The sequence below is a fragment of the Bacillus cereus genome (assembly GCF_007678085.1).
GTDB lineage: Bacteria > Bacillota > Bacilli > Bacillales > Bacillaceae_G > Bacillus_A > Bacillus_A cereus_BE.
Genome location: NZ_VEDW01000001.1, coordinates 1,610,037 through 1,635,815, shown reverse-complemented (window position 1 = coordinate 1,635,815; position 25,779 = coordinate 1,610,037). Strand labels below are relative to the sequence as shown.

Here is a 25,779-nt window from a genome sequence, read left to right as displayed (position 1 = left end):
GAAGAAAACCCCCACTGATTAAAGTTTCACTTTATTAAACGAATTAAACCGCAAAAAACAAGAAGAATTCCCCTCCCTTTACTAGTACACTAAATCCTATAAAAAGGGGGGAGATCATGAACAATAAAGCCATTGGATTATTTCAAGGAATTGCGTTATACATTTCAGCTATTCTAGGATCAGGTGTCCTTTTTTTATCGGGGGTAACGGCCTCAATAGCGGGCCCTGCATCTATTGTATCCTGGTTTATCGTTATTATAATTAGTTTTCCGCTTGCTTATTCCTTTGCTAGTTTAGCACAGATATATCCTGATTCCGGTGGAGCAGCAACCTTTGTTAGAAATTCTTTTGGATATCACCTTGGCAATATCGTTGGGTGGTTTTATTTTGTAACAGCAGCAGTTGGTCAAACGATTGTATCTTTAACTGGTGCTTTTTACGTCAGTCAGGCATTTGGATTTTCGCATTTTGAAACAATTTTAATTGCCGTCTTTATTTTGGTAATTGCAGGTGTTTCCAATTATTACGGCGTAAATGTTAGTGGTAAAGTTGCATTGATTTTAAGTTCTTTATTACTGATTCTTTTAGCGTCAGCTGTATTTGTGGCGTTTCCAAGAATACAATGGGGAAATTTTAATCCCTTTGTTCCAAATGGATGGTTTTCTGTCGGGAACGCTATAACGGTTATCTTTTGGTCATTTTTCGGTTGGGAGGCGATTTGTAATCTGGCTGAGCACTTTAAAAGGCCAGAAAAAGATATTGTCAAAGGAGCAGTTATTAGTGCAGTTGTCATTGGATTATTATTTTTAGCGCTAAGCCTTGTCACTATTGGAACGGCCACGTATGGCAGTCAAGAAAGCAACCTGTCTCCTATTGGTGTTATTATGGGAGATACAGTAGGCGGAGGTGCCAAAGTCGTTACAGCTATTTTAGCTTTAATTATTTGTACAGGGACAGCGAATGCTTTTGTAGCCAGCCTAACGCAATTAGGATATTCATTAAGCAGAGATGGTGCTTTCCCAAAATTTTTCTCAAGGCTGCATGCAACTACTCAAATTCCAAGACAGATGGTATTGTTTGTTATCTGTTTTTCGGTAGCAGGTGTGTTAGTGACAAAAGCTTTGTCACTAACGTTTGATGATATTTTGTTTATACCGACTTCTCTTGGGATTCTAGTTTATGTTCTTTCAATGGCAGCAGGCGTTAAATTATTTAGGAAGAACACACCGGCATGGTGGGCATCGTTAATCTCTTTCATTTTATGTTTGCTGGTGATTCCATTTTTTCAATTGTATATATTTGTTCCGTTAATTGTCGTGGCTATATATGTGATTTATATGATTTTGAGTAATAAGATTTTCGCCTACAAGGGAGGATTAAAATCTAATGAAGGATCAAAATAACCTTTCCAGAGATACCATGTGGAAAGCAACAGTATCATGTGATTCAGCGTATGACGGGATATTCTTTTACGCAGTCAAGACAACTGGAATTTTCTGTCGGCCTTCTTGCAAGTCTAAGGTTCCTAATTATGAAAATGTATCCTTTTTTTCAAATGCGCAAGAAGCTCAAAGGTCAGGATATCGTCCATGCAAAAGATGCCGATCAGATCTAAATATAAAAATATACGATCCGTTCGAATGTGTTTTGGAAGATACTATGCGATTAATAAAAAATAATTATGTTCAAAACATGTCTTTAAATGAAATTGCATCAAGGGTAGGAGTTAGTCGTTTTCATTTAAATCGGATTTTCAAAGAAAGAACAGGGTATACTCCTCGAATATATTTAGAAAGGATCAGAGTTAAGAAAGCAAAGGAACTGCTCTTGACAACGGTCTTTAATAGTACAGAGATTGGTTATCAAACAGGCTATCAAAGTGTATCTAGCTTTTATAATGCATTTAAAAAAAATACAGGATTTTCACCGAGTCAATTCCGTGCTTTCCATAGTGGAAATACCGTAAACCAAGAACTTGACTGATTTCACGTTCTTTAACAAAAGATAGCATGAATTAACAAGAGTGCTTTGTACTCATCGTATTTTTCGATAAATCATTACTGATTGATTAAAAGTAAACAACTTTGTATTGAACAATAATAAGCCATTTTTTCTCTCTTATAGAATTGTAAGCTTTTTAATTCAATCCTTAACAAACGGGCAGGATTATTGAACAAGTTTTATGAACTTTAGTGGTAGCATCATTAGTGAAATGCTTTATAACAACTAATAAAGGAGGGATAGAATATGAGAAATAACTTTCAAATCGTTGCGTTACAAGAGAAGGAGTTTAATAACCTATTTCTAATGAATGAAGAAGTATTAAAAAGTATCGGGGCAGTCAAAATAATAGCAAATAAAAATCCTGGATATCCTTGTAGGATAAGTTTGAAGGATGCAGAGGTAGGAGAAGAGGTAATCTTACTGAATTACCAATATCATAGTGTTAATTCGCCGTATAAAGCAAGTGGTCCTATATTTATACGAAAGGGAGCAACTACCGCTAAGCTAGATGTAAATGAAATTCCGCTTATGTTACATCATAGGTATCTATCTATACGCGGCTATAATGCTGAATCAATGATTGTAGAGGCGAGGGTTACAGAAGGTGTAAATTTAAGAGAAAATATAGATGGAGTTTTTGATAATAAAGAAGTAGAATATATTCACATTATTAACGCTAAACCAGGATGCTATAACTGCCTTGTTAATAGAGTGTGAAAAATTGAAAATGCAAACTTCTATTATCCTATAAGGGGTACCACCAATCGCTATTAGGCTACTTCAACAAACCCTCCCCAAAAATGAAAAAATGCGCTATTCTTTTTGTAGAATCATAGGAAAGGATGGCGTTTTTGTATGTCTATTTCTGTATCTGATGAATTACAACTATTTGCTCAAGAGATTCAAAGTTTTTTATCTCCAAATACCTTATGGGATCTTGCTAGAGATGTTGGTTTCGTACAGCATTGATGTTCATTTTTATCGTTTTGAGGAAACTTTTTCTGTTAAGTCTATAGATTATAAAATAGAGTACTAAGCATCCGATTTGAAAGTAGATATCCTTCTTTTGGTCACCCAGGTACAGGAGAATCATTCTGTTTTGCCGATCCAGATGAAAAGTTAAGTTATGCTTATGGGATGAACAAACATGGATTTGCATGGCCAATGAACGAAGAGAACTTGCACTAAGAAAAGCCCATATACAGTTGCCTCTGAAAAAATGAAAATACGTAAAATAATTGGCAATATTTTTATGTTGTACGGTTTTTGGCTATGAATAGTGGAATAAATAGTAAGTATTCAACAGTTCAAATAAAACGAGACATCTTTTTATTTTAAGAAAAAAGATGTCTCGTTTTATGATAAAATTCACTTAGTGTATATTTTCGTTAAAATGTGGGTGGGACCCCTTTTAGCAAAACCGGAGTGGAAATGATGAGTATAAACAGTTTTGTGGGATTGATAAAGGACGAATTATTAAAAGAGGTAAACATTAGAAGTGAGGATGAATTCGAGCCTGTAGTAGTTAAAGATATTCCTAGACTTTGGAAGTGTTTAGGGATAGGTAATTATGCTGCAGTATTTATGCACAAAGAGTACAAAGATTGGGTAGTGAAAGTTTACGCAAGAGAAGGAGAAGGAATTGAAAAAGAGTCAGAAGTATACCGAAGAATCGGAGACCATCCTTCTTATTCGAAGCTTATATATAAAGGAGAAAATTTTATAGTATTGAAACGTTTAAAAGAAATTACTTTATACGATGCTATTCATAAGGGGATAAAAATTCCTAAGCAGGTAATCTTTGATATCAATGAAGCATTAGAGTATGCAAGGGAACAAGGGTTAACTCCTTGTGACGTTCACGGGAAAAATGTGATGATGGAAAACGGAAGAGGATATGTAGTCGATGTATCTGATTTCTTAAAAACAAAAGAAGATAGTAAGTGGAGAGACCTAGAAAAGGCATATTTTATATTTTATTTGCCTTTCATTTATAAATTTCCATTCCCTATTAAAATACCGTATTTTATGTTAAACATTGTTAGACATTCGTATAGAAAATATAAGAAGTTTAAAAAGAAATTCAAATTGTAAAAGGACCACATACTTATTTTTAGGTGATATAAGTGAACGACTAGTAAACGAAAGGACCGTACATATTAGATATGTCTAATATGTACGGTCCTATTTTTATGAATGCATGAAGTAATCAGTAAGCTGTACCTTTCCTTTTTCACGCAATTACTTATTTTTTTCTTGAAGCCCTTTATTCTTTTTTCTCTATCTTTTCAATTCTTCTTTTAAGAGAAGTAATGATGGCGTTTTGATTGTTCTCGTTTTGTTTAAACCTAGAATCCGCAAATACTTTTTCTTGTTGATTTTGCAAGAATTGATGCGTTCTTTGAGCTCTGTATGGTTATATAGTGGGTTTTACTCACTCAGGTTTCCTTCTGTCACACTCTTGAAGTTAATTATATTTTTCTACGTACGAAATAAAAAGATAAGGACCCCATAATAACAGGTGCAACGAAATCAAAGAAATGGGATAAATTAAAGGGAAAAAGAAAAAGAAATGGTATAAGTGTATAGATAACTGCTTGTCCTATAAATACAGGAATCCCAAATTGAAATTCTCTACATCGTTTGATTTTCCTGTATAACACTTCCCCAATTAGACAAGCTACAAGAGCCGGTATACTACCATAAGTGACGATCGTTTTAATGAATCCTAATACAACGTTCGGGTGAATAAAGCTAGGATGAGAAATATATGAAATCAAGAACCATCCAAAAATAAAAGCAAACAGACTTGCAGCATAACTAATTCCAAATTTTATCAACGTAATCATCCTCACAGTTTTCTAATAGTAACTCCATTGTATGACATAACGCATCATTAACAGTAGTCAATGATACATATAATTTTCGTTTTTGTGGAATTTGCTTTTTCTTAACATGATAACGAGGGGGGAGCCATAAATTGTGGGAAATCTCCATACTTCTATTAATTCGTTAGTTGAAGAAGAATTTGTTCCACAACTCTTAAGGTATTATAATATGAAAAAATTAAATTCACATTCTGCAATTCATTCAAATTGGCCAATCATCGCATCTTTTGAATGCCCTTAAAGTGCTAAACTTAAGCAAAATAATTAACCATCCTATGCAAGAAAGTTTAGATAACTATAAGCATATGTTTTATTGAAGGGATGTGATTGACTATGGAACGGCCGAATTGGGGAATTGGAGGATTAGTATTCGTTGGCTGCATGTTTCTTGGCGGAGGAGTGGGATCTATATTAGGTGATACCCATGCTGGATGGCTAGTAGGAATGGGCGCTGGATTTATTGGGATGGCTTTAACGAGACTGATCAGAAAGTAATATAACAGGATTCTGCTCCCAGTAAATAAGGAAATATGTATGTAATTCATGGCATAATTGTTTTATAAATTATAGTTAGAACCTCCTCTTTTGTAAATTTCTCCATACATAGATATGATTCTCAAGTCGGAAGATGGCACCTTAGGGTGTTTTTTTATGCTCTCTAAAAATGCCTTACCATATAATAGACTTCGTTAGATTCCGATAATCTTTTTGGTAATAGAATAGATTCATTACCGTTTCAGACCTAAGTATTCATTCATAACCTAATAGTAAAAAGGGGGATGATTCAAGGTATGGCGTGTAATGATGAATTAATTTGTCAACAGTTTGCAAGGATTATCGGTGGCCAAGAAGGATTCGCCGGTGGAAAATGCGTGGCAACAATAAATCGGGATGAAATACAAACAACTATTTTAGGAAAACGTTTTAGGGTAACAAGTTCCTTCTCATTCGAATCACGAGATAATAAAACTGGACGAGCATTATGTCTAGGCCGGATAGCGCTATTGCAAAAAGAAGTCAACGGATTTGTTGCTACAATTATTAAACAAGGAATAATCGTTTCGTCTATACACAATGAGTGGTTATGTGATGATCCAAATTTAATTTACGTTAATATCGAAGACGTTGATGATCCGCTAAGTTTCGCAAGGAAAGTTAGAAGAGCGTTATGCAATTAACCAATTTATTTAGTTAAATGAGCAATATAAAAGGATCTTAAACCGAAAGATCCTTTCATACATAAGATGAAGGTTATTCCTTGTATTTCATTAATTAAGTTTAATTGATTAGCAAACAAACGTAATTCCTGTGCACGAATCGATATAATAATCTCCGCTTTTATTGTAGTGTCAGTCTTTTAGTAGAAATTACATATATACGACAAATTGTGACAAAGAAATACATATACTTTTGTTATGCTATGAAAGTTATTGATTTGTAATGTATATATAGGAGGATTTTTTAATGTTAAAGAAATTGTTATTTTTTGTACTTTTGAGTTTGTGTGTAATGTCTTTAAGTGCTTGTAAAGGTGATGAAGAAAAATTAAAAGTTGCATCAGATGAGCAAAAAATAGATGAAGATAAAAAAGTAGCGGAGGAAGAAAAACGTAAGCAAGAAGAGCAACAAAGAGTAGAAGAAGAGGAGCGTAAACAAGAAGAGCAACAAAGAGCAGAAGAAGAGAAGCGTAAGCAAGAAGAGCAACAAAGAGTAGAAGAAGAGAAGCGTAAACAAGAAGAGCAACAAAGAGTAGAAGAAGAGAAGCGTAAACAAGAAGAGCAACAAAGAGTAGAAGAAGAGAAGCGTAAACAACAAGAGCAGAAGACTCAGCAACAACAGTCTATACAACAAGAGAGAACACAAAAACAAGAAAAAACAACACAAGCAACAGGTGGGAAACCAACAAGATCACAAATTTCAGTTGGTTCACATGTAGTTATTCAATTGGATAATGACTATAGTAAAACTGTAAGTGGTGTTGTGAAAGATATTTTGACACATAGTGAAACACATACGTACGGCATTAAAGTTCGATTACAAGATGGACAAATTGGCCGTGTTCAAAGTGTTAACTAGTGAAAAAAGATTTGACTACTTTTCAAATAAATAAACGCTACAAAAAACCGGTTCTTTCGTAAAGGAACCGGTTTTTTTGTAGCGTTTTGCTTAGCGTACGAAATTTGCGTTTTGTTGATGTCACCACACCTCTATCAAGTTATCACATACAAGGTAATAGATGTTTTTTATAATTTGAAAGGAGAGGAAACGAACTTGGAGGGAGTACTGGAACCATACAATAAATATATTGAGGGGCATGTTTGAGCTATGGATCTATCCTCCCGTTCTAATTAACTAAAAGAAGAACTTCCCCATACCGATTAAACTACTAAGCATTCCGATTCCATTCATGGTGCCTTTTCCTGCTGTCAGTAAGTTTCCAAGCATTCCTGGCTGACCGTTATTCCCCCATCCCAAAGGACTTCCCTGTCCTCCCCATCCTGGAGGATTTCCAAAAATACCCCAGTTATTATTGGTATGAAAATTAAAAGGCTTGGCTGGCGGCGATAGTAAAGCGGCAAGATGACCTTGTGCGAACATCCCTGTATGATTGAATGGTTGAGCCCAGGGTAAGGGAGGTTTTTGAAAATTAAAACCTGCATGGTCTTGTAATGGAGTCCAATTAGTGGGATGTCCTTGGGGCATCGTCCCTGCATAATGGATTGGCTGACCTAAAGAGAAGGGAGGGGGATCGGGATTGAAACCTGTATAATTGACTGGTGAATCCCAACCAAATGGATATACTCGACAACTCCAATTCTCAGGAATCTTCAAATCATTCATTCCCTCAGCTTTAGCTATTTGGGGCTGTAAATATAATGATGACATTGCAATTTGGTTATTATATTGCTCACCGTTGCCCTCTGAATTCAAATACCAATATTGGTGCATAAGCTTATTCCCCTCACTTTAAAAAAGTAATATTAAACTTAGCCTATGTAATATTACTTTTTATGGATGGTTACATAACTAGATTTACAAGCCCGTATTTAAAGGAATGGGTGTGTGGTCATATTTATTTATCCTGCTATTTTTGGGCCATAAGGCACCATCCCTCAAAATTCAGTGAAAGCGGCTGCCTGTAAAATTCCGACTGATTAAAGTTTCACTTTATTTTAGAAGGGTATTTTCAGTTGCTCCTTTTGTTTAATTCAGCCTAATTTAATTTCGGTTAACAAACTTGTTTATAAGGCTTAATCAATAAAAAAGATTTACACATGTTATGTTGAGCAAGTAGAATTGCCAAAAAGAGAATATCCAGTTGAAGAGTATGGCAAAATACTGCAAGGATCATGTATTGTTGTGCAGATATGAAAACAATTTAAACGAATTAATGGAATATATAATGAAGGGGCAAATGAATATATGAGTGAAACATTACATAAAAGAAAACCACCATATTTAATGCTTGTAATTCTTTTTATTGGAGCATTTGTTTCATTTCTAAATAACTCGCTTTTAAATGTAGCCTTACCATCAATAATGAAGGATTTAGACATTAAAGATTATTCAACGATTCAGTGGCTTTCTACAGGGTATATGCTTGTAAGTGGTGTATTAATTCCGGCGTCAGCATTTTTAATAACCCGCTTCTCCAATAGGAGCTTATTTATTACATCTATGTTGATTTTTATTCTTGGTACGGCCTTAGCGGCTTTAGCACCGAACTTTAGTTTATTACTGACTGGTCGGATGGTTCAAGCAGCAGGTTCTTCAGTCATGGGGCCTTTGTTAATGAATATTATGCTAGTAAGCTTTCCGAGAGAAAAAAGGGGAACAGCGATGGGGATTTTTGGATTAGTTATGATTACAGCCCCAGCAATTGGACCGACACTATCGGGTTATATTGTAGAGTATTATGACTGGCGTTTGCTTTTTGAAATGATATTACCGCTAGCAATCATTAGCTTACTGTTAGGGATTTGGAAATCGGAGAATGTCATGAGGCAAAATAAAAATGCAAAACTTGATTATCTCTCATTACTATTATCTTCTGTCGGTTTTGGCGGTCTGTTGTATGGATTCAGTTCTGCAAGTTCCGATGGTTGGACGAATAAAGTTGTTTTAACAACCTTAATCATAGGCGCTATTGCCCTAATTGCTTTCATTATCCGTCAATTAAAAATGAATGAACCGTTATTGGATTTACGTGTTTACAAGTACCCAATGTTTGCACTTGCGTCTGTAATTGCGATTGTCAACGCAGTGGCGATGTTTTCGGGTATGATTTTAACACCAGCTTATGTACAAAACGTACGTGGTATTTCGCCACTGAGCTCTGGGCTGATGATGCTTCCAGGTGCGGTAATAATGGGGGTTATGTCACCAATTACAGGTAAACTATTTGATAAATATGGCCCTCGGATTCTTGGTATAGTAGGACTTTCCATTACAGCTGTTTCAACTTATATGCTAGCAAACCTGCAAATCGACTCTAGTCACACACATATTATTCTTATTTACACACTGCGGATGTTTGGGATGGCGATGGTTATGATGCCGCTTATGACAAATGGTCTTAATCAATTGCCAACTCGCTTAAATCCGCACGGTACAGCTGTTAATAATACAGCTCAACAAGTGTCCGGTTCGATTGGTACTGCTATTCTTGTTACGATTATGAATTCTGTAACAAAAACAAAAGCTGAAAGTCTAATGGCTGATGTGGATCCAACAACTTTCACAGAAGCTACGAAGGTAATGTTAACTCAGAAGGCTTTATTATCCGGAATTCAATATTCATTCTATGTAGCGCTTGGCATGAATATTGTTGCACTACTATTAGTCTTTTTCGTTAAACGTGTAGATACAAGCGCGGAAGCTGTCGAGAGGTTAAATCGGTAGAGTAAAATAAAACTTTAGATCATGATTCCTATAAGTTTTTACTGTTTAGTTAGAGTATGAAGAAATGCAAATTTCTGCTGCTAAGGCGCTGGTATTTAAATTTGGAAAAGAACCAGTGAAATAATTATATATAGTAAAAAGGATCTGATATTCATATCAGATCCTTTTTCATTAGTAACACAGTATACTTGCTTATCGTATTTGTATGAATTGACATTAGGAACTACTGGTTTTCCCGATATTACAATCTTTAGCTCTCAATTTCTGATCTACATTATTATAATACGCTTCATTTTAATTTAGTATTTTCTTTGCAAGTTATAAATGTAATAGCAACAAACAACTTAGATTACCAACCTTATAAGAAATATCATAATCGTGAATAGTTAGGGAAAAGATAAAATAAGGTAATCAATTACATATCTTTATCCCAGGCGATTCATTGCTATCTTCTTTTTATTGAATGGGATATTTTATTTTATGCTTTTTTGAAAGGGTGTTTTTTATGGATAAAAAAGTATCTGCCATTCCTCAACCGAAAACATATGGATTGCTGGGGAATCTCCCATTAATCGATAAAGATAAACCGACCTTATCTTTTATCAAGATAGCGGAAGAGTATGGTCCCATTTTTCAAATTCAAACTTTAAGTGCTACCATCATTGTCGTTTCTGGACATGAACTGGTAGCAGAAGTCTGTGACGAAACACGATTTGATAAAAGTATAGAGGGTGCTTTAGCGAAAGTTCGCGCCTTTGCTGGAGACGGATTATTTACAAGCGAGACTCATGAGCCTAACTGGAAAAAAGCTCATAATATTTTGATGCCTACATTCAGCCAACGAGCAATGAAAGATTATCATGCTATGATGGTCGATCTTGCCGTACAACTCGTTCAAAAATGGGCACGGCTTAATCCGAATGAAAGCGTAGATGTACCGGAGGATATGACTCGCCTTACATTGGATACAATTGGTTTATGTGGTTTTAATTATCGATTTAATAGCTTTTATCGTGAGACCCCTCACCCTTTTATTACTAGCATGAGCCGTGCTCTAGATGAGGCGATGCACCAATTACAGCGGCTGGATATAGAAGATAAACTCATGTGGAGAACGAAACGTCAATTTCAGCATGATATTCAATCTATGTTTTCTTTAGTAGATAATATTATTGCTGAACGTAAAAGTAGTGGAAATCAGGAAGAAAATGATTTACTTTCACGTATGTTAAATGTGCAGGATCCGGAAACTGGTGAAAAATTAGATGATGAAAATATTCGTTTCCAAATTATCACTTTTTTAATAGCTGGGCATGAAACAACAAGTGGATTATTATCTTTTGCAATCTATTTTTTATTAAAGAATCCAGATAAATTGAAAAAAGCCTATGAAGAAGTAGATAGGGTTTTAACAGATCCTACTCCAACATACCAACAAGTTATGAAACTTAAGTATATCCGGATGATTTTAAATGAATCACTACGTCTATGGCCTACTGCTCCAGCATTCAGTCTCTATGCAAAAGAAGATACAGTGATTGGTGGGAAATATCCAATTAAGAAAGGAGAAGATCGTATTTCTGTTCTTATTCCACAGTTACATAGGGATAAAGACGCGTGGGGAGACAACGTGGAAGAATTCCAACCTGAACGATTTGAAGATCTGGATAAGGTTCCTCATCATGCTTATAAGCCATTTGGAAATGGTCAACGGGCATGTATCGGTATGCAGTTTGCACTTCATGAAGCTACACTCGTAATGGGAATGCTTCTTCAACATTTTGAATTCATTGATTATCAAGACTATCAGCTGGACGTAAAACAAACATTAACGTTAAAGCCTGGTGATTTTAAAATTAGGATTCTACCCCGAAATCAAACTATTAGCCATACTACTGTTCTTGCGCCTACAGAGGAGAAACTGAAAAACCATGAAACCAAGCAGCAAGTTCAGAAGACTCCTTCTATTATTGGGGCCGATAATCTTTCGCTTCTTGTTTTGTATGGATCGGATACAGGGGTAGCAGAAGGTATTGCAAGAGAACTAGCAGATACAGCTAGTTTAGAAGGTGTTCAAACGGAAGTGGTAGCTCTTAACGATCGGATTGGAAGTCTGCCAAAAGAAGGGGCAGTTCTTATTGTAACTTCTTCTTATAATGGAAAGCCTCCAAGTAATGCAGGACAGTTTGTGCAGTGGTTGGAGGAATTAAAACCGGATGAACTAAAAGGTGTTCAATACGCAGTGTTTGGTTGTGGAGATCATAATTGGGCGAGTACTTATCAACGAATTCCAAGATACATTGATGAGCAAATGGCTCAAAAAGGAGCAATAAGATTTTCTACACGCGGGGAAGCGGATGCAAGTGGTGATTTCGAGGAACAGCTCGAGCAATGGAAACAAAGTATGTGGTCTGATGCGATGAAGGCATTTGGATTGGAACTTAACAAAAACATTGAGAAAGAACGCAGTACATTAAGTTTACAATTTGTTAGTCGGCTTGGAGGATCTCCTCTTGCAAGAACATATGAAGCAGTTTATGCATCTATACTAGAAAATCGTGAACTTCAATCATCTAGCAGTGAAAGAAGCACGCGACATATTGAGATATCCTTGCCAGAAGGCGCTACGTATAAAGAAGGAGACCACCTTGGAGTGCTGCCAATTAATAGTGAGAAAAATGTCAACCGAATTTTAAAACGCTTTAGATTAAACGGAAAGGATCAAGTCATATTGAGCGCGAGTGGGCGCAGTGTAAATCACATACCTTTAGACAGTCCTGTTAGTTTATATGACCTTCTTAGTTATAGTGTTGAAGTGCAAGAAGCAGCCACTCGAGCACAAATACGAGAAATGGTAACATTCACAGCATGCCCTCCTCATAAAAAGGAATTGGAATCATTATTGGAAGAGGGAGTTTATCATGAACAAATATTAAAGAAACGTATATCAATGTTGGATCTTCTTGAAAAGTATGAGGCTTGTGAAATCCGATTTGAACGCTTTTTAGAGCTTCTTCCTGCGCTCAAACCGCGTTACTATTCTATTTCAAGCTCTCCACTTGTTGCACAGGATCGTCTGAGCATTACGGTTGGTGTTGTTAATGCACCTGCATGGAGTGGGGAAGGGACATATGAAGGAGTCGCTTCTAATTATTTAGCTCAGCGTCATAATAAAGATGAGATTATCTGTTTCATTCGAACGCCACAATCAAACTTTCAATTACCTGAAAATCCAGAAACACCAATTATCATGGTTGGACCAGGTACTGGAATTGCACCATTCCGTGGATTCTTGCAAGCGCGTCGCATTCAAAAGCAAAAAGGTATGAAATTAGGACAAGCACATCTATATTTTGGTTGTCGTCATCCTGAAAAAGATTATCTCTATCGTACAGAACTAGAAAATGATGAAAGAGATGGATTACTCTCTTTACACACAGCTTTTTCTCGCCTAGAAGGATCTCCTAAAACATATGTGCAGCATTTAATAAAACAAGATAGAATCAATTTAATTTCGTTATTAGATAATGGGGCTCATCTTTATATATGTGGTGATGGAAGTAAAATGGCTCCGGATGTAGAAGATACCCTTTGTCAAGCCTATCAAGAAATTCATGAAGTCAGTGAACAAGAAGCAAGGGATTGGTTGGAACGTGTGCAAGATGAAGGGCGATATGGAAAAGATGTTTGGGCTGGAATATGAATTTTTCTTAATTAGATAAGTAATATTTCATTCATGAACTTCTTTCGACTAAGCATAACTTTGAACAAAATAAACTGATTTATAAAAACCCTGTATTTTTTATTGAATATGGGGTTTTCTTATTTTTAAATAAAAGGGACGTATATGTTGATTCAAAATTTAATAATCTTTATGCTTTATATACAAAACATGGTAGATTTGACTTAATAAAAAGGGGAAACATCAGGGAGAAGTAGATATTAATTTAAACTCAACAAAACCTTCACACAAATCTGGGGGATATGATTTGAAAATGGAGCTGTAAATGAATATTTACTTAAGTGTGAAAATAAAATTGAATTTATTGACTTGTTTCAGGAAGTCGAACATAAAGAAGGTAAATACGTAATTGTTGTTACTCATTCACAAGAATTTGCAAAAAATCAGATCGAGCATTTTATTTAATTAAAATGAAGTTAGTAGTAAACGAAATTAAGAATAGTTAAGAAAAAGCTATTTTCGTTAGTAATTAACATAATTTTCAAAAGTATACGAATGTTAATATTTGTTATATGCTATATTTGTCAAAGTACCATTCCTGTATTTTCTATGATGAATCTGTAAGATAGTTTGTTTAGCCCATATATTCACCTTAAACTAAAAAGAACTTGCAGGGATTCCTACAAGTTCTTTTTAGTTTAAGGGTTGAATGTGGATTTGAAATAAAGAAACGATTTTTTGAGAGGAGAAAAGTAAATGTTTATAAGAGCAGAAAGATTATTAATACGAAATTTTGAGTTCAAAGATTGGCAAGCTGTCCATGAGTATACATCAGATAGCAATGTTATGAAATACATACCCGAAGGGGTTTTTACTAAAGAAGATACAAGAAACTTTGTAAATAGAAATATGGGTGAAAATGCAGAGAACTTTCCTGTGATACTGGTAGATGAAAATATTCTAATTGGTCATATTGTTTTTCATAAATATTTTGGTGAGCATACTTACGAGATTGGGTGGGTATTCAATCCTAAATATTTCAATAAAGGATATGCTTCTGAAGCAGCACAAGCTACATTAAAATATGGGTTTAAGGAAATGAACTTACATAGAATTATAGCTACATGTCAGCCACAAAATACCCCGTCATATCGAGTGATGGAGAAAATTGGAATGAGAAGAGAAGGATATTTCAGGAAGTGTATACCACATGGAAATGAATGGTGGGATGAATATTATTACGCTATTTTAGAAGAAGAGTAGTGTCTCAGAACGCATTGTTTAAATCAAAATTATAATTAAAATTGTGCTATCTTTTTAACCGAACATCCAATAGCAACAGCTCGCAAAGGAAGCAACCATTGGATAAAAACTGAGGATGGTAATAAATCACACTGGGCATTAGATAATTATCAAGAAGAAGGAATCAGAGTACATAACTGGTTTGTTGACGATAGTGTGGTTATTTATCATAGAACTGTTTCCACATTAATAAATACTTTAATTGAACATGGGCTTTCCCTGGATAAAATAATTGAACCGTAATATGGGAGCTTTTATTGAATTACGAAAACAGCCGTTTCATTAAAGAATGGCTGTTTTTTTTCATAACCTAAAGCCGTTAAATTGTATGCGTTCAATTTGCTATCATTTTGTAATTGTTTTATCCCGCATTAATGGGCAGTAAGACTCCTACCTCAAAATTCGGCGAATGCGAGGGAGTTAGGTGGGAGATCAACTGCCCGTAAAAGCCCGATTGGTGAATGCTAATAATCAGTGGGGGATGGACACCCCCCACTGGTTACAGTTTCACTTTATAAAAGGGGTTGTGAAAATACAGGTGAAATTTCAAATGAGTGCAGGAATAATAGCAGTACTCATTTAAGGTATTACCTGCAATCGAATTGAAAATATTGAACATAGGAGTGGGTGAAAATGGCATATTTATTACAGGTTGATTTTCCGTTTGAAGGTCCTTTTGGTGAAGAAATGGAAAAAGCATTTTTGGATTTAGCAAAAAGTATTAATGAAGAAGAAGGATTCCATTGGAAAATATGGACGGAGAATGAAGAAACGAAAGAAGCAGGAGGCATCTATGTATTTGAAGAAAAACAAGATGCTGAAAAATACGCGGAAATGCACAAAAACAGACTTCAAACATTTGGTGTTAAAGATATTAGAGTAAGAATTTTTCACATTAATGATAAGTTAACGAAACTGAATCGTGGTTATAGTAAATAGTAAGGGTAATTCAAAAAAAGAAGGGGATAATCCCTTCTTTTTTTAATTCTTCTTTTATGTTTTATAGAGCATATAGTTCTTTGTAAAAGGGTGTGCCCCTTACTGGGAGGAAGAGGCACAGGAAATGCAAATTTAATCGAAAGTTCTTTAATAGTGTAAATTTACATTTTATTAAAGTTACTCCATCCCCATCAACCTAAGAAATCAAGTCTCGCAAAAAACGATAAACTATATTTCTTTATTACGAAAAGACTTGGAAAATGCCCAAACAAGATGGCTAATAGGAATGGGGGCTGGATTTCTTGGGATGACTTTAACGAGACTAATTAGAAAGTGATATAACGGGACTTTTCTTCTGGTAAATGAGGAAAAATGTATGTAAGTAATTCATAGGATAAGAGTTCTATAAATTATAGTTAGAAGCTGCTCTTTTATATTGGTCTTTTCTAAATTTTTCTATACATAGATAGGATTTTCAAGTCGGAGGATGGCGCCTTATGGTGTCTTTTGTATGCTCTTTAAAAATGTTTTCACATATAATAGCCAATTTTTCTTTCAGTTCCTGATGCCCATAAAGCTAATAAAATGGATTTCAAAAAAATAATAAAAATGAGTTTCATAACTATGATTTCTAGAAATTTGAACTGTTGTTGTGAATGAATTTAAAGCTGCTGAAACAAAATAGACTCACTTGAGCAAAAAACCTTGCAAAAATAAAAAAAGAGATGTATATTAATTGACGTATCAATTATTGATACGTCAACTGTTTTTGGTTAGAAGTTTGAAGAATGCAATGGTATTAGTCAATCCCGATTGGAATTGCCCGCTATGTACCAATTATGCTTCTTTCTATCGATAAAGCAGCCGACGAAGAGAATCGTTTCCTAGTTGATAGAATTCACAATGGAAATAATATAGAACGGATATTACGGAGAGAGGGGTAGAATGGTATGGAAATAATCGCAGTTATTTTAGTCGGGATTGTAGCATTAGAACATTTGTTTATCATGATCCTCGAAATGTTTTTTATTAATTCAAAAGTAGCGAAACGTGCTTTCAAATTACCGAAGCATTTAGAAGGAGATCGAAACGTAGCTGTTATGTTTGCAAACCAAGGGTTATATAATGGATTTTTAGCTGCTGGTCTCATTTGGGGACTTATAATTGGGTTTAACCCAATTGGTTATATGGTGCAATTATTTTTCGTGATTTGTGTGGTGATTGCAGCTATTTTTGGAGGTTTCACATCTAATAAATCAATTATTATGAAACAAGGACTTCCAGCTATTTTAGCATTGGTTGTTCTTTTATCTGTGATGTAGAAACGAAGATTTTCAATGAAAATTTCATTGTTACTGGTTAAAAACAAGGGCCGGAATTCCGGCTCCTTTTCTATACTAAAGTCTTACTTTATCTCTCCGTCTCAAAAAACTCAATCCATTCTCCATCAGGACCAGCAAAGAATATGTAACGTGTTCCATCTGGTAATGTTTCAATTTCTTCTCCTAGTAGGAAGGTTACGCCGTGTTTTTGTATTCTTTTGATTTCATCCTCTAATGAATCCACTTTAAAGCAAATGTGATGTACTTTTCCTTCTGCCGGAAGAGAAGAGTTATAACCTTCAATGAGTTCTAGTATCGTTTCCTTCGATTCTTCCACACCTAAAAAAGCAAGTTTTAAGTCTGGATTCGGGTGTCCCATACGTTTAATGAGCTGTAAGCCAACTACTTCTTCATAAAATGAAATAGATGTTTCTAAGTTTGCAACCATAAGTCCTACGTGTTCTATTCTTCTAACTGGCATGTGCAACCCTTCTTTCTGAAAATTATATATAAAATAATATTGAAAATTAAGAAAATAAGCAAGATAAAAACCTTACAAATTTTAGCGTGTTATATGGTATAGTGAGAAAGTATGTTTGGGGAGAAGGAAGGAGATTATACGATGAATACACCTACTCAAACTCCTTCATTATCGGAAACGATGAAAGAGTGGCATTATGCATTAGCGTATGAAATTAAACATTGGAAAACGATAGGTGGTAGTAAAATTTCTATCATGAATGGTCGTTTTTTATATACAGATTATGAAAGTACAGTATACGTATTTCAGCTTATTTCGGAAGTAAGCTTACCGGAAGGTTCACCAATTCGAATTGAGTTTGATGGTGAGGAAGCGACAGGGGAAGTATTATCTGTACATGGATTAGAAATAGAACTGAAATTAAATGATTATATACAAGGTGAAATAAGAGAAGCTGTTTTATACAGTGAACCGTGGCAATTGTTAGAGCAACTACAAGAGCGATTAAAAGAAGCACATAAAGATAAATTAAAACGTAATCGTATAAAGCGTCTTGTTGACGGGACGAGCAGTCCGAAGCATATTGAGAAGATGAAGAACCCGAAAAATGAATTGGCGTATCGTTCGTTTTACAATCCGACGACGTACGTGTGGGGACCGCCTGGAACAGGGAAGTCTTACAATTTATCACGTATTATTTCGGCTCATTATCAAAAAGGAAAATCGGTACTTGTATTAGCTCATAGTAATGCAGCAGTGGACGTATTAATGAGTGAAGTAACGAAGCAAATTGAGAAGAAAAAGAAATGGACACCTGGCGAAATTGTTCGTTACGGTTATAGCCAGCATGATCATATACGAAATCATGAAACGTTACTTGCGTCGAAGTTAGTTGAAACGACGAACGGATCTTGGGGAGAAGAAAGACTCTATTTAGAGGAAACACGACAAGATCTTCGTGAAAAGATTTTATCATATAAAGCGACTTCTGCTGATAAGAAGCGTATACAAGAGATTGAAAGTGATCTTCGAAAGCAAAAAGCGAAAATTAAAGAAGTAGAAAAAGAATACATTGAAAATGCGAAAGTAATCGGCGCAACTTTATCGAAATGTGCCATTGATTCACTGATTTATGAGCGTACATTTGATTTAGTTGTAGTAGATGAAGTGAGTATGGCATATGTTCCGCAAATTGCATTAGCTGCTTCACTTGGAAAACGCATCGTCGTTTGCGGGGACTTTTTACAGTTACCTCCAATTGCGATGGCGAACCATGAACTCGTTCGAAAATGGCTTGGGGAAGATATGTTTTATCATGCCAGGATTGTTGAGTCTGTTAATAAATCAGAAGCACACCCGAACCTCTTTATGTTGCAGGAACAAAGACGTATGCATGCGGATATATCTAAGTTTACAAATTCATTTATTTATAAAAATAGAGTATACGATCATCCGTCTGTTTCAGAACGTAAAGAACTTGCGCAATTGCAACCGTTCGCAAATGAAGCGAGTGTTTTATTTGATACGAGTTTAATGGGAGCCTTTTCGTTAAAAGATGCTGCATCTGGTTCTCGTTTTAACATTATGTCTGGTTTAGTAGCGATGCAAATGATGTTAATCGGACTGTTAGACGGTGTTCAATCGATTGGTGTTGTTACACCTTACAGAGCACAATCCCGCTTTTTATCAACGTGTATTAGGGAAATGTTGCAAAAAACGAAGTATCGACACATACCGGTTTTAGCGGCGACAGTTCATAAGTTTCAAGGTTCTGAAAGAGATATGATGATATTTGATACAGTCGATAGTTATCCGCAAGAACGACCTGGCGTGTTATTCTTTGACCATAAAAATCATCGCCTCGTCAATGTTGCAGTAACGAGAGCGAGAGGAAAGTTCATTCAATTATCAGATTGCCATTATATGCGTAAAAACCTTTCGAGAAAACAAGCGTTATCACAATTAACAGCTCATATAGAACGTCACGGAGATGTGTATGATCGTACGACATCAAGACAATTGTGGGAACGAAAAATTTCGAAACGTTTACGCTGGTTTATGGAAATGAATCTTGAAGAGCCGAAAGGGTTATTGAAAGATATTTTAGCTGCAAAACGAAAAATCATCATTTCACTTCCAAGTACAAAACAAGTGGATAAGCGAGTATGGCAAGCGTTAATGCGTACAAATGCACAAATAACAGTGTATAGTGATGGACCAGTTCCATTGAAAAACGTAAAGTTACAAAGACAAAATAAAGCATTCCCGTTTATCGTAATCGATGATGAAATCTTTTGGGCAGGCGCACCGCTCACATCACAAATGATATTTGAAGGTAGTACGGAATTTCCGTACGTATGTGCAAGACTGCAAGCACCAGAAACAATTGGTGTATTAAAAGGATTTTTAGATATTCGGTAAATTCGGATAGGAATTCCTTGACTTTTAATCGGAATGAACTTATTATGAATGTAATTTAATATAATTTTATGAAAATTCTTATCGCGAGAGGTTGAGGGACTGGCCCTATGACACCTCGGCAGCGGATTCTTTATGAATACTGTGCCAATTCCAGCAAGGTAACTTGAAAGATAAGAAAGAAGCTCATTTTGACTGTATATGCAGAAGCCTCTTTCTATCTTTTAGAAAGAGGCTTTTTTACGTGAAAATATAAGGGGGAAGAAAAATGGGAGCGACAGGAGTAACGTCACAAAGAAAAACAATTGAAGAGAGTATTGAAAGAAATAAGGAAAAGTACATAGAAACAAGTCACGATATTCATGCGAATCCGGAGATTGGTAATCAAGAGTTTTATGCATCTAGAACGCTAAGTTTACTGCTAGGAAGCGCAGGATTTCAGTTGCAGCACAATATAGCTGGACATGAAACAGGTTTTATCGCGCGAAAAAGTTCAGGAAAACAAGGGCCAGTTATCGCATTTTTAGCTGAGTATGACGCTTTACCAGGACTTGGTCATGCGTGTGGTCACAATTTAATTGGCACAATTAGCGTTGCGGCAGCGATCGCATTATCAGAAACGCTTGAAGAAATTGGCGGAGAAGTAGTTGTGTTCGGTACCCCGGCCGAAGAAGGAGGACCAAACGGTAGTGCGAAAGCGAGTTATGTAAAGGCAGGTTTATTTAAAGATATTGATGCGGCACTTATGATTCATCCGAGCGGAAAAACAGCGACAACGAGTCCTTCACTAGCAGTCGATCCACTTGATTTTCATTTCTACGGAAAAACAGCTCACGCCGCTGCTTCACCAGAAGAGGGAATTAACGCATTAGATGCGATTATCCAGCTGTACAACAGTATTAACGCACTTCGCCAACAACTTCCGTCAGATGTGAAAATTCACGGCGTTATTACTGAGGGCGGAAAAGCACCAAATATTATTCCTGATTACGCTGCAGCAAGGTTCTTCATCCGTGCAGCAACGAGAAAAAGATGTGCGGAAGTAACAGAGAAAGTAAGAAACATCGCAGAGGGAGCAGCGTTAGCAACAGGTACGAAGGTGAAAATTCATCAATTCCAAAATGAAATCGATGAACTACTCGTAACAAAAACATTTAATGAAGTCGTAGCCGAGGAACTAGAATTACAAGGTGAATACGTAAATCGGAAAGAAAGATTTGGCATCGGCTCAACAGATGCAGGAAACGTCAGTCAAGTCGTACCGACCATTCACCCGTACATTAAAATTGGTCCAGACGATTTAATTGCACATACGAATGAATTTAGAGAAGCAGCCCGTTCAGAATTAGGAGACAAAGCGTTAATTACATCAGCAAAAGCACTAGCAAATACGGCGTATCGATTAATTACGGAAGATGGGCTGTTAGAAAAGGTGAAGGAAGAGTTTAGAGAGGCGCAGAGGAATCAGGGATAAGGGTAATCTATTCGAAGAGCAATCTAATTAATAAGTAGAGATATGAAAAAAGGAACATTGAAATATCAATGTTCCTTTTTGGTTTACTAATCATTTATTTTGCTGATTTTTCTCATAAGCGTAGCATTTATCAAAAAGGAATTTAGGAAGGATGGAAAAAATGAAGAACCTTGATGGGGAAATAGCGTTAGTGACGGGAGCGAGTCGCGGTATTGGTCGTGCGATTGCGATGAGCGGTACCCCATAAAGGCCCCTGATACATAATTGATGTTCTGCCATTTGTAGAAAACAATCCACTTATACCATTTTAACAAGAAGAAATATCTCGTCCATGTTTAATATTGGCTTACGTTAAGCTTGTGAATAAATCATATTCATGTATAATACAATTGATGTATGATACATTAGTTGTAGGAGAGTGACCTTTTTGAAAAGAGAAGATGCATTAAAACTAAGAACAGATATTAAGAAAATGATTATAATAACTGGGGTTTTTGAATCTCAAAATTTGCCCAATGGACCATTTGAAAAACCTTTACCAACTTCTCAAATGATGGCGTTAGAGGAACTAGAGGTGGAAAAATTAACTGTTTGGCAACTATCCAATAAACTTAGATTAGAGACTTCAACTGTAAGTAGATTGGTAGATAAGTTAGTAAAAAAGGGGCTTATTTATCGTGAAGTAAATGAAAAAAATAGAAGAGAACTTTTTCTGCACCTCACAGAAAAAGGTCACATAACTGTTAATTGCTTAAGAGAGCAATCTATTACATTTTATCAAAGTATTCTCAATAATTTATCAGAATCAGAACAAAAAATAGTTGTGGATGGTTTTGAATTATTTATTGATTCTATTTCTAAGTCTTTTGATTAGAGTGAGGTAAGTCATAACATTTGGAGGATAAAATGAGTTTGCATTTTGAACGTCCTATTATTGAATTAAAAGAGAAATTTGATGAATTAAAGAAAATTATGAAAGAAAATAATGTAGATTTATCGTCAGAAATTCATGAATTAGAAAAACGTTTAAATAAAATGCAAGATAAAATTTATTCTAATATTACACCTTTTCAACGAGTTCAAATTGCAAGGCTACGTAACCGACCCACGACATTGGACTATATACCTTTATTGTTTACAAACTTTCTCGAACTTCATGGTGATCGATTATATGGTGATGATAAAGCAATGATAGGTGGTATTGCAAAATTTAAAGGAATGCCCGTTACGGTTATTGGTCATCAAAGAGGTAGAAATACAAAGGAAAGTATAGAAAGAAATTTTGGAATGGCACATCCAGAAGGTTATAGAAAAGCGCTAAGACTTATGAAACAAGCTGATAAATTTAATCGCCCTATTATTACATTTATTGATACAATAGGCGCCTATCCAGGGATAGGGTCTGAAGAACGTGGAATTTCTGAAGCGATAGCTCGAAATCTATTTGAAATGACTACACTTAAAGTGCCAATTGTTTGTATTGTAATTGGAGAGGCATCAAGTGGTGGAGCTCTTGGCATTAGTGTCGGTAACCATATCCATATGTTAGAGTATTCATGGTACTCGGTAATTTCGCCAGAAGGAGCAGCATCTATCCTATGGAAGGACGCTAAGTATGCTCCGGAAGCTGCTGAACATATGAAAATTTCAGCAAAAGATTTAAAACATTTAGGAATTATTGATGAAATCATTTCTGAAATTAAAGGTGGAGCACAAAATGATATAAAATCACAGGCAAAAATGATTGAATCTGTAATCGAATCATCTCTAAAAAAATTGATACTATTATCCTCGGAAGAGCTTATACAACAGCGGTATGAAAAGTATAGACAAATAGAGAATTATAAATGAAAATATTTAAAGTCCGTATTACATTTCGGAGGATTCTTGCGGAAAAATTTTAAATATTTTGTAAGTAACCTCTTAAACTGGGATATGCTGATACGATTACTCTACAAAAGATGTGTGATCGGTATGGAAAAGGAAAATTTGTTCAAATGGAAGCATTATCACATACCCATCAACTTAAGAAATTGATTGTTCCCCAAAACGAAAAAATGAGCTGAATTCTCATAAATAACTGTAAAAAGGTGAAAATTTCGTTATGAGGGGTATCTCAAAAGCTTAGGTTGATGGCAATGGGGTACCGCCACATCGCTATCAAGCTAAGCCCATACAACGTCAAGTTGAGTAGCGTTTGTTTCTTTTTTCTAAAAGCTAGGTGTAGAAATTTTAAAGATTTGCATGCGAAACAAACCCTATCGGGTTTCATTTTTTTAATTAGGCTGCTTGATCATCAGACATGGTACAATTGTAAACGACACCTAATATATCAAAGACGGTTTTTTTCTCATACCTATGGGATTTTCGCCCGTTTTGCTGTAGGAGGTTGAACAGACGAATGAGAATCTTTGATAATTCTTGGGTGTCTTTCTGTGTAGCTTGATAAATAAGAAGAAAATAATCTTTAATCATATATATGGCCTTATATTCACTCAGTTCTCGTTTCTTTTTCATAAGAAGTAATTGTCGCATTTGAAACATAGTAGACGAACAGAGTAGAATGGCAATCAGTTGTCCATACAAATGACATTCCAACCTTTCTTGTTTTATTCTTTTACAATGATGAATATGAAAGAATGATTTCCATGTTTTAAATAAAATTTCGATTTGCCAACGTAAAGAGTACCAATCATGTACTTGTCCCATCGGGACAATATCTGTAGAGATATTGGTCATGTATACATTGATACCGCTAAGTCTTTTACTACGAGCAGAATACTTCATTCCTTTCTTTTTTTCTCTTACAGTTTGATCTTGTAATCGTTTTTGTTGTTGTTCTTTTGTAAGTCGATGAACAATCACACGAGTTGGGACTTTATCAGTCATCCCTACATAAGCGTTTGATATTTCGCATGTTTGTCCAGGCTGAAGAGTGTTCATTAAAACCTCCATATCTATTTGGAGATACTCTGTGCCTTTCTTAATTCTGCCATCTTGAAAATAATTAGGATTAGGATTTTTTTGATAAATACGTGTATTCGATTTGATACGTGAGATATAATATGCCTTTTTATCTTGTATATGTTGCAGATCTTTCAAATGAAAATAGCCTAAATCTCGGATACATAAATCATTCGCTGTTACAGTTGGGACACACAGAGAACCGTAGGTTCGATCATGTTGTTTGCCTGGTCCTGTATGAATATGAAGGAATTGTCCACTTAATAAATCATATTCAAGCTGAACCTTCACTCCCGCTGTATGACTGCAACCTCCTGCACCCGGATAAACAGATGAAAAAGGATCTGGGAGTTGAAATGCAGTTGAATCTAAAATACGAATACGTTTAAAAATAGAGGTATATGGAGAAGAAATCGGCATAGACGAGGCTAATTTTTGGTTTAGTAGTTCAGCTAATATATGTTGTAAAAATTGAACCGCTGCTTTATTAAATCGTTGATTTAGTCCTTCAGGACTGATGAGCACTTTTGTTGATGCTTCTAAACGGCTAGATAACTGAGTTAATGAAGTCGTAGCGATATTTTGACTCATCCATACACATAAAGCGACTAAATCTTTTGCTTGGTACTTACTAGCTCGTTGCACAAAACCAACATCTCTAGCAAGGTCTCGTAAAATATTTGGAGATAAAAATCTTTGAATTTCTTGAGCAAATAATTGTAATTCATCAGATATAGAAATAGACATACAAGAACGCCATCCTTTCCTATGATTCTATAGAAAGGATAGCGTATTTTTTCATTTTATGGGGTATTTTGTTTTTTAGCTTAATAGAAATGGGCTGGACTCTATTTCTATCAATCCAAGTAATTCATTTCTAGATTTAATTATTTTGAGTTCCTGGAGTCTAACCAAATCCCCTACCAGTACTCATACTCAAAAATAGGGGGGTATTTTATGGTATAATATGGATGATTCAGAATAGTGATTTATATTAAGAGTAAGGGGGAGTAGAGTAGGATGAAAAAACAAAGATTTTTAAAAAAACTATTAAGAAAAACCTTTTATATTGAACTAGATGATTCTCTTCATTATCCATCTCCTAAAACAATTTGTTCAGCCGTTGAAACCTATGCTATACAGTCTAAGGAGAAACTAAGGTTTGAAAGTAAAACAAAGCCGATTACTTTTTATTTAGAAGATACATTGTATAGTACAGATGTACGAATGGCTCGTGGAGGATATTATATATTTTGTCGAGAAGTATAGAGGGCTTGAATTAATATGATTCTCTGTATTAGTTAAGCAAAATAAATAGACTAATTAGTACTAGTGTCTAGGATTTATTTAGGGCTAGCACCACAGTAACTTAATATTTTGAAGTATCCCCAAAACGATAAAAA

General features: G+C 35.3%; 21 protein-coding genes, 2 pseudogenes and 1 riboswitch. Of the genes and pseudogenes, 19 read left to right on the top strand and 4 right to left on the bottom strand.

Annotated features, from left to right (window positions below; genetic code table 11):
• Nucleotides 1-116: 116 nt before the first annotated feature.
• The 4 genes from FS742_RS08350 to FS742_RS08335 all read left to right on the top strand — a co-directional run bounded on the left by FS742_RS08350 (nucleotide 117) and on the right by FS742_RS08335 (nucleotide 4,098).
• The gene (locus FS742_RS08350) at nucleotides 117-1,403 is read left to right on the top strand and encodes an APC family permease (RefSeq protein ID WP_144611933.1); all 1,287 of its coding nucleotides are present in this window, start codon (nucleotides 117-119) and stop codon (nucleotides 1,401-1,403) included.
• On the top strand, nucleotides 1,387-1,983 hold the full coding sequence (locus tag FS742_RS08345) for a bifunctional transcriptional activator/DNA repair enzyme AdaA (protein ID WP_144611932.1): 597 nt from the start codon (nucleotides 1,387-1,389) through the stop codon (nucleotides 1,981-1,983). Before FS742_RS08350 ends, FS742_RS08345 begins: the two co-directional genes overlap by 17 nt.
• Nucleotides 1,984-2,247: 264 nt before the next feature.
• A complete protein-coding gene (locus tag FS742_RS08340) occupies nucleotides 2,248-2,721 on the top strand; it encodes a DUF1203 domain-containing protein (RefSeq protein WP_144611931.1) in 474 nt (157 codons plus the stop codon).
• A 717-nt stretch (nucleotides 2,722-3,438) separates the two neighbouring features.
• Nucleotides 3,439-4,098 (top strand): protein kinase family protein, encoded by a 660-nt coding sequence (locus FS742_RS08335; protein WP_144611930.1) that lies wholly within the window; start codon nucleotides 3,439-3,441, stop codon nucleotides 4,096-4,098.
• A 377-nt stretch (nucleotides 4,099-4,475) separates the two neighbouring features.
• Here FS742_RS08335 and FS742_RS08325 read toward each other — a convergent pair whose 3' ends face one another.
• Entirely contained in the window at nucleotides 4,476-4,853 is a 378-nt protein-coding gene (locus FS742_RS08325) for a hypothetical protein (protein WP_144611929.1), read from the bottom strand.
• 372 nt (nucleotides 4,854-5,225) lie between these two features.
• On the opposite strand from FS742_RS08325, the gene FS742_RS27525 reads away from it, so the two are divergent.
• The 3 genes from FS742_RS27525 (at nucleotide 5,226) to FS742_RS08310 (ending at nucleotide 6,968) form a co-directional block, all read left to right on the top strand.
• Nucleotides 5,226-5,387: a hypothetical protein gene (locus FS742_RS27525; RefSeq protein WP_175562458.1), complete on the top strand. Its 162-nt coding sequence runs from the start codon at nucleotides 5,226-5,228 to the stop codon at nucleotides 5,385-5,387.
• Between the two features lie 296 nt (nucleotides 5,388-5,683).
• The gene (locus FS742_RS08320) at nucleotides 5,684-6,070 is read left to right on the top strand and encodes a DUF1259 domain-containing protein (protein WP_144612082.1); all 387 of its coding nucleotides are present in this window, start codon (nucleotides 5,684-5,686) and stop codon (nucleotides 6,068-6,070) included.
• A gap of 286 nt (nucleotides 6,071-6,356) precedes the next feature.
• Nucleotides 6,357-6,968 carry a YwbE family protein gene (locus FS742_RS08310; protein WP_144611928.1) on the top strand — a complete coding sequence of 204 codons (612 nt, stop codon included), beginning with the start codon at nucleotides 6,357-6,359 and terminating at the stop codon, nucleotides 6,966-6,968.
• A 276-nt stretch (nucleotides 6,969-7,244) separates the two neighbouring features.
• Here FS742_RS08310 and FS742_RS08305 read toward each other — a convergent pair whose 3' ends face one another.
• A complete protein-coding gene (locus FS742_RS08305; RefSeq protein WP_144611927.1) occupies nucleotides 7,245-7,841 on the bottom strand; it encodes a hypothetical protein in 597 nt (198 codons plus the stop codon).
• Nucleotides 7,842-8,315: 474 nt separating this feature from the next.
• On the opposite strand from FS742_RS08305, the gene FS742_RS08295 reads away from it, so the two are divergent.
• The 7 genes and pseudogenes from FS742_RS08295 (at nucleotide 8,316) to FS742_RS08265 (ending at nucleotide 17,039) form a co-directional block, all read left to right on the top strand.
• A complete protein-coding gene (locus FS742_RS08295) occupies nucleotides 8,316-9,794 on the top strand; it encodes a DHA2 family efflux MFS transporter permease subunit (RefSeq protein ID WP_144611926.1) in 1,479 nt (492 codons plus the stop codon).
• 505 nt (nucleotides 9,795-10,299) lie between these two features.
• Complete coding sequence (gene cypD, locus FS742_RS08290; protein ID WP_144611925.1) at nucleotides 10,300-13,497, top strand: bifunctional P-450/NADPH--P450 reductase; 3,198 nt, start codon at nucleotides 10,300-10,302, stop codon at nucleotides 13,495-13,497.
• A gap of 342 nt (nucleotides 13,498-13,839) precedes the next feature.
• Nucleotides 13,840-13,982: pseudogene (locus FS742_RS08285) on the top strand (ABC transporter ATP-binding protein); the annotation flags it as partial.
• A 250-nt stretch (nucleotides 13,983-14,232) separates the two neighbouring features.
• Nucleotides 14,233-14,739, top strand: coding sequence for a GNAT family N-acetyltransferase (locus FS742_RS08280; protein WP_144611924.1), 507 nt, complete (start codon nucleotides 14,233-14,235; stop codon nucleotides 14,737-14,739).
• A gap of 48 nt (nucleotides 14,740-14,787) precedes the next feature.
• Nucleotides 14,788-15,018 (top strand): annotated as a pseudogene (locus FS742_RS08275) (SAM-dependent methyltransferase); the annotation flags it as partial.
• Between the two features lie 393 nt (nucleotides 15,019-15,411).
• Nucleotides 15,412-15,717, top strand: coding sequence for a monooxygenase (locus FS742_RS08270; protein ID WP_144611923.1), 306 nt, complete (start codon nucleotides 15,412-15,414; stop codon nucleotides 15,715-15,717).
• Nucleotides 15,718-16,667: 950 nt separating this feature from the next.
• Nucleotides 16,668-17,039, top strand: a complete 372-nt coding sequence (locus tag FS742_RS08265; RefSeq protein ID WP_144611922.1) for a DUF1304 domain-containing protein — start codon at nucleotides 16,668-16,670, stop codon at nucleotides 17,037-17,039.
• Nucleotides 17,040-17,127: 88 nt separating this feature from the next.
• Here the strand turns inward: FS742_RS08265 and FS742_RS08260 are convergent, their stop codons facing one another.
• Nucleotides 17,128-17,520, bottom strand: coding sequence for a VOC family protein (locus FS742_RS08260; protein WP_001145282.1), 393 nt, complete (start codon nucleotides 17,518-17,520; stop codon nucleotides 17,128-17,130).
• A gap of 111 nt (nucleotides 17,521-17,631) precedes the next feature.
• On the opposite strand from FS742_RS08260, the gene FS742_RS08255 reads away from it, so the two are divergent.
• From FS742_RS08255 to FS742_RS08240, 4 genes are all read left to right on the top strand, one after another.
• Nucleotides 17,632-19,941 carry an AAA domain-containing protein gene (locus FS742_RS08255; protein WP_144611921.1) on the top strand — a complete coding sequence of 770 codons (2,310 nt, stop codon included), beginning with the start codon at nucleotides 17,632-17,634 and terminating at the stop codon, nucleotides 19,939-19,941.
• A gap of 75 nt (nucleotides 19,942-20,016) precedes the next feature.
• A riboswitch (SAM riboswitch) is annotated at nucleotides 20,017-20,118 on the top strand.
• A gap of 88 nt (nucleotides 20,119-20,206) precedes the next feature.
• Complete coding sequence (locus FS742_RS08250; RefSeq protein ID WP_144611920.1) at nucleotides 20,207-21,412, top strand: M20 family metallopeptidase; 1,206 nt, start codon at nucleotides 20,207-20,209, stop codon at nucleotides 21,410-21,412.
• Nucleotides 21,413-21,839: 427 nt separating this feature from the next.
• Nucleotides 21,840-22,286: a MarR family winged helix-turn-helix transcriptional regulator gene (locus FS742_RS08245; protein WP_016122572.1), complete on the top strand. Its 447-nt coding sequence runs from the start codon at nucleotides 21,840-21,842 to the stop codon at nucleotides 22,284-22,286.
• 32 nt (nucleotides 22,287-22,318) lie between these two features.
• Entirely contained in the window at nucleotides 22,319-23,263 is a 945-nt protein-coding gene (locus FS742_RS08240) for an acetyl-CoA carboxylase carboxyltransferase subunit alpha (RefSeq protein WP_144611919.1), read from the top strand.
• Between the two features lie 429 nt (nucleotides 23,264-23,692).
• Here FS742_RS08240 and FS742_RS08235 read toward each other — a convergent pair whose 3' ends face one another.
• Nucleotides 23,693-25,123 carry an IS4 family transposase gene (locus FS742_RS08235; protein WP_144611857.1) on the bottom strand — a complete coding sequence of 477 codons (1,431 nt, stop codon included), beginning with the start codon at nucleotides 25,121-25,123 and terminating at the stop codon, nucleotides 23,693-23,695.
• 273 nt (nucleotides 25,124-25,396) lie between these two features.
• On the opposite strand from FS742_RS08235, the gene FS742_RS08230 reads away from it, so the two are divergent.
• The gene (locus tag FS742_RS08230) at nucleotides 25,397-25,645 is read left to right on the top strand and encodes a DUF4318 domain-containing protein (RefSeq protein WP_000744688.1); all 249 of its coding nucleotides are present in this window, start codon (nucleotides 25,397-25,399) and stop codon (nucleotides 25,643-25,645) included.
• The last annotated feature ends 134 nt before the right edge of the window (nucleotides 25,646-25,779 follow it).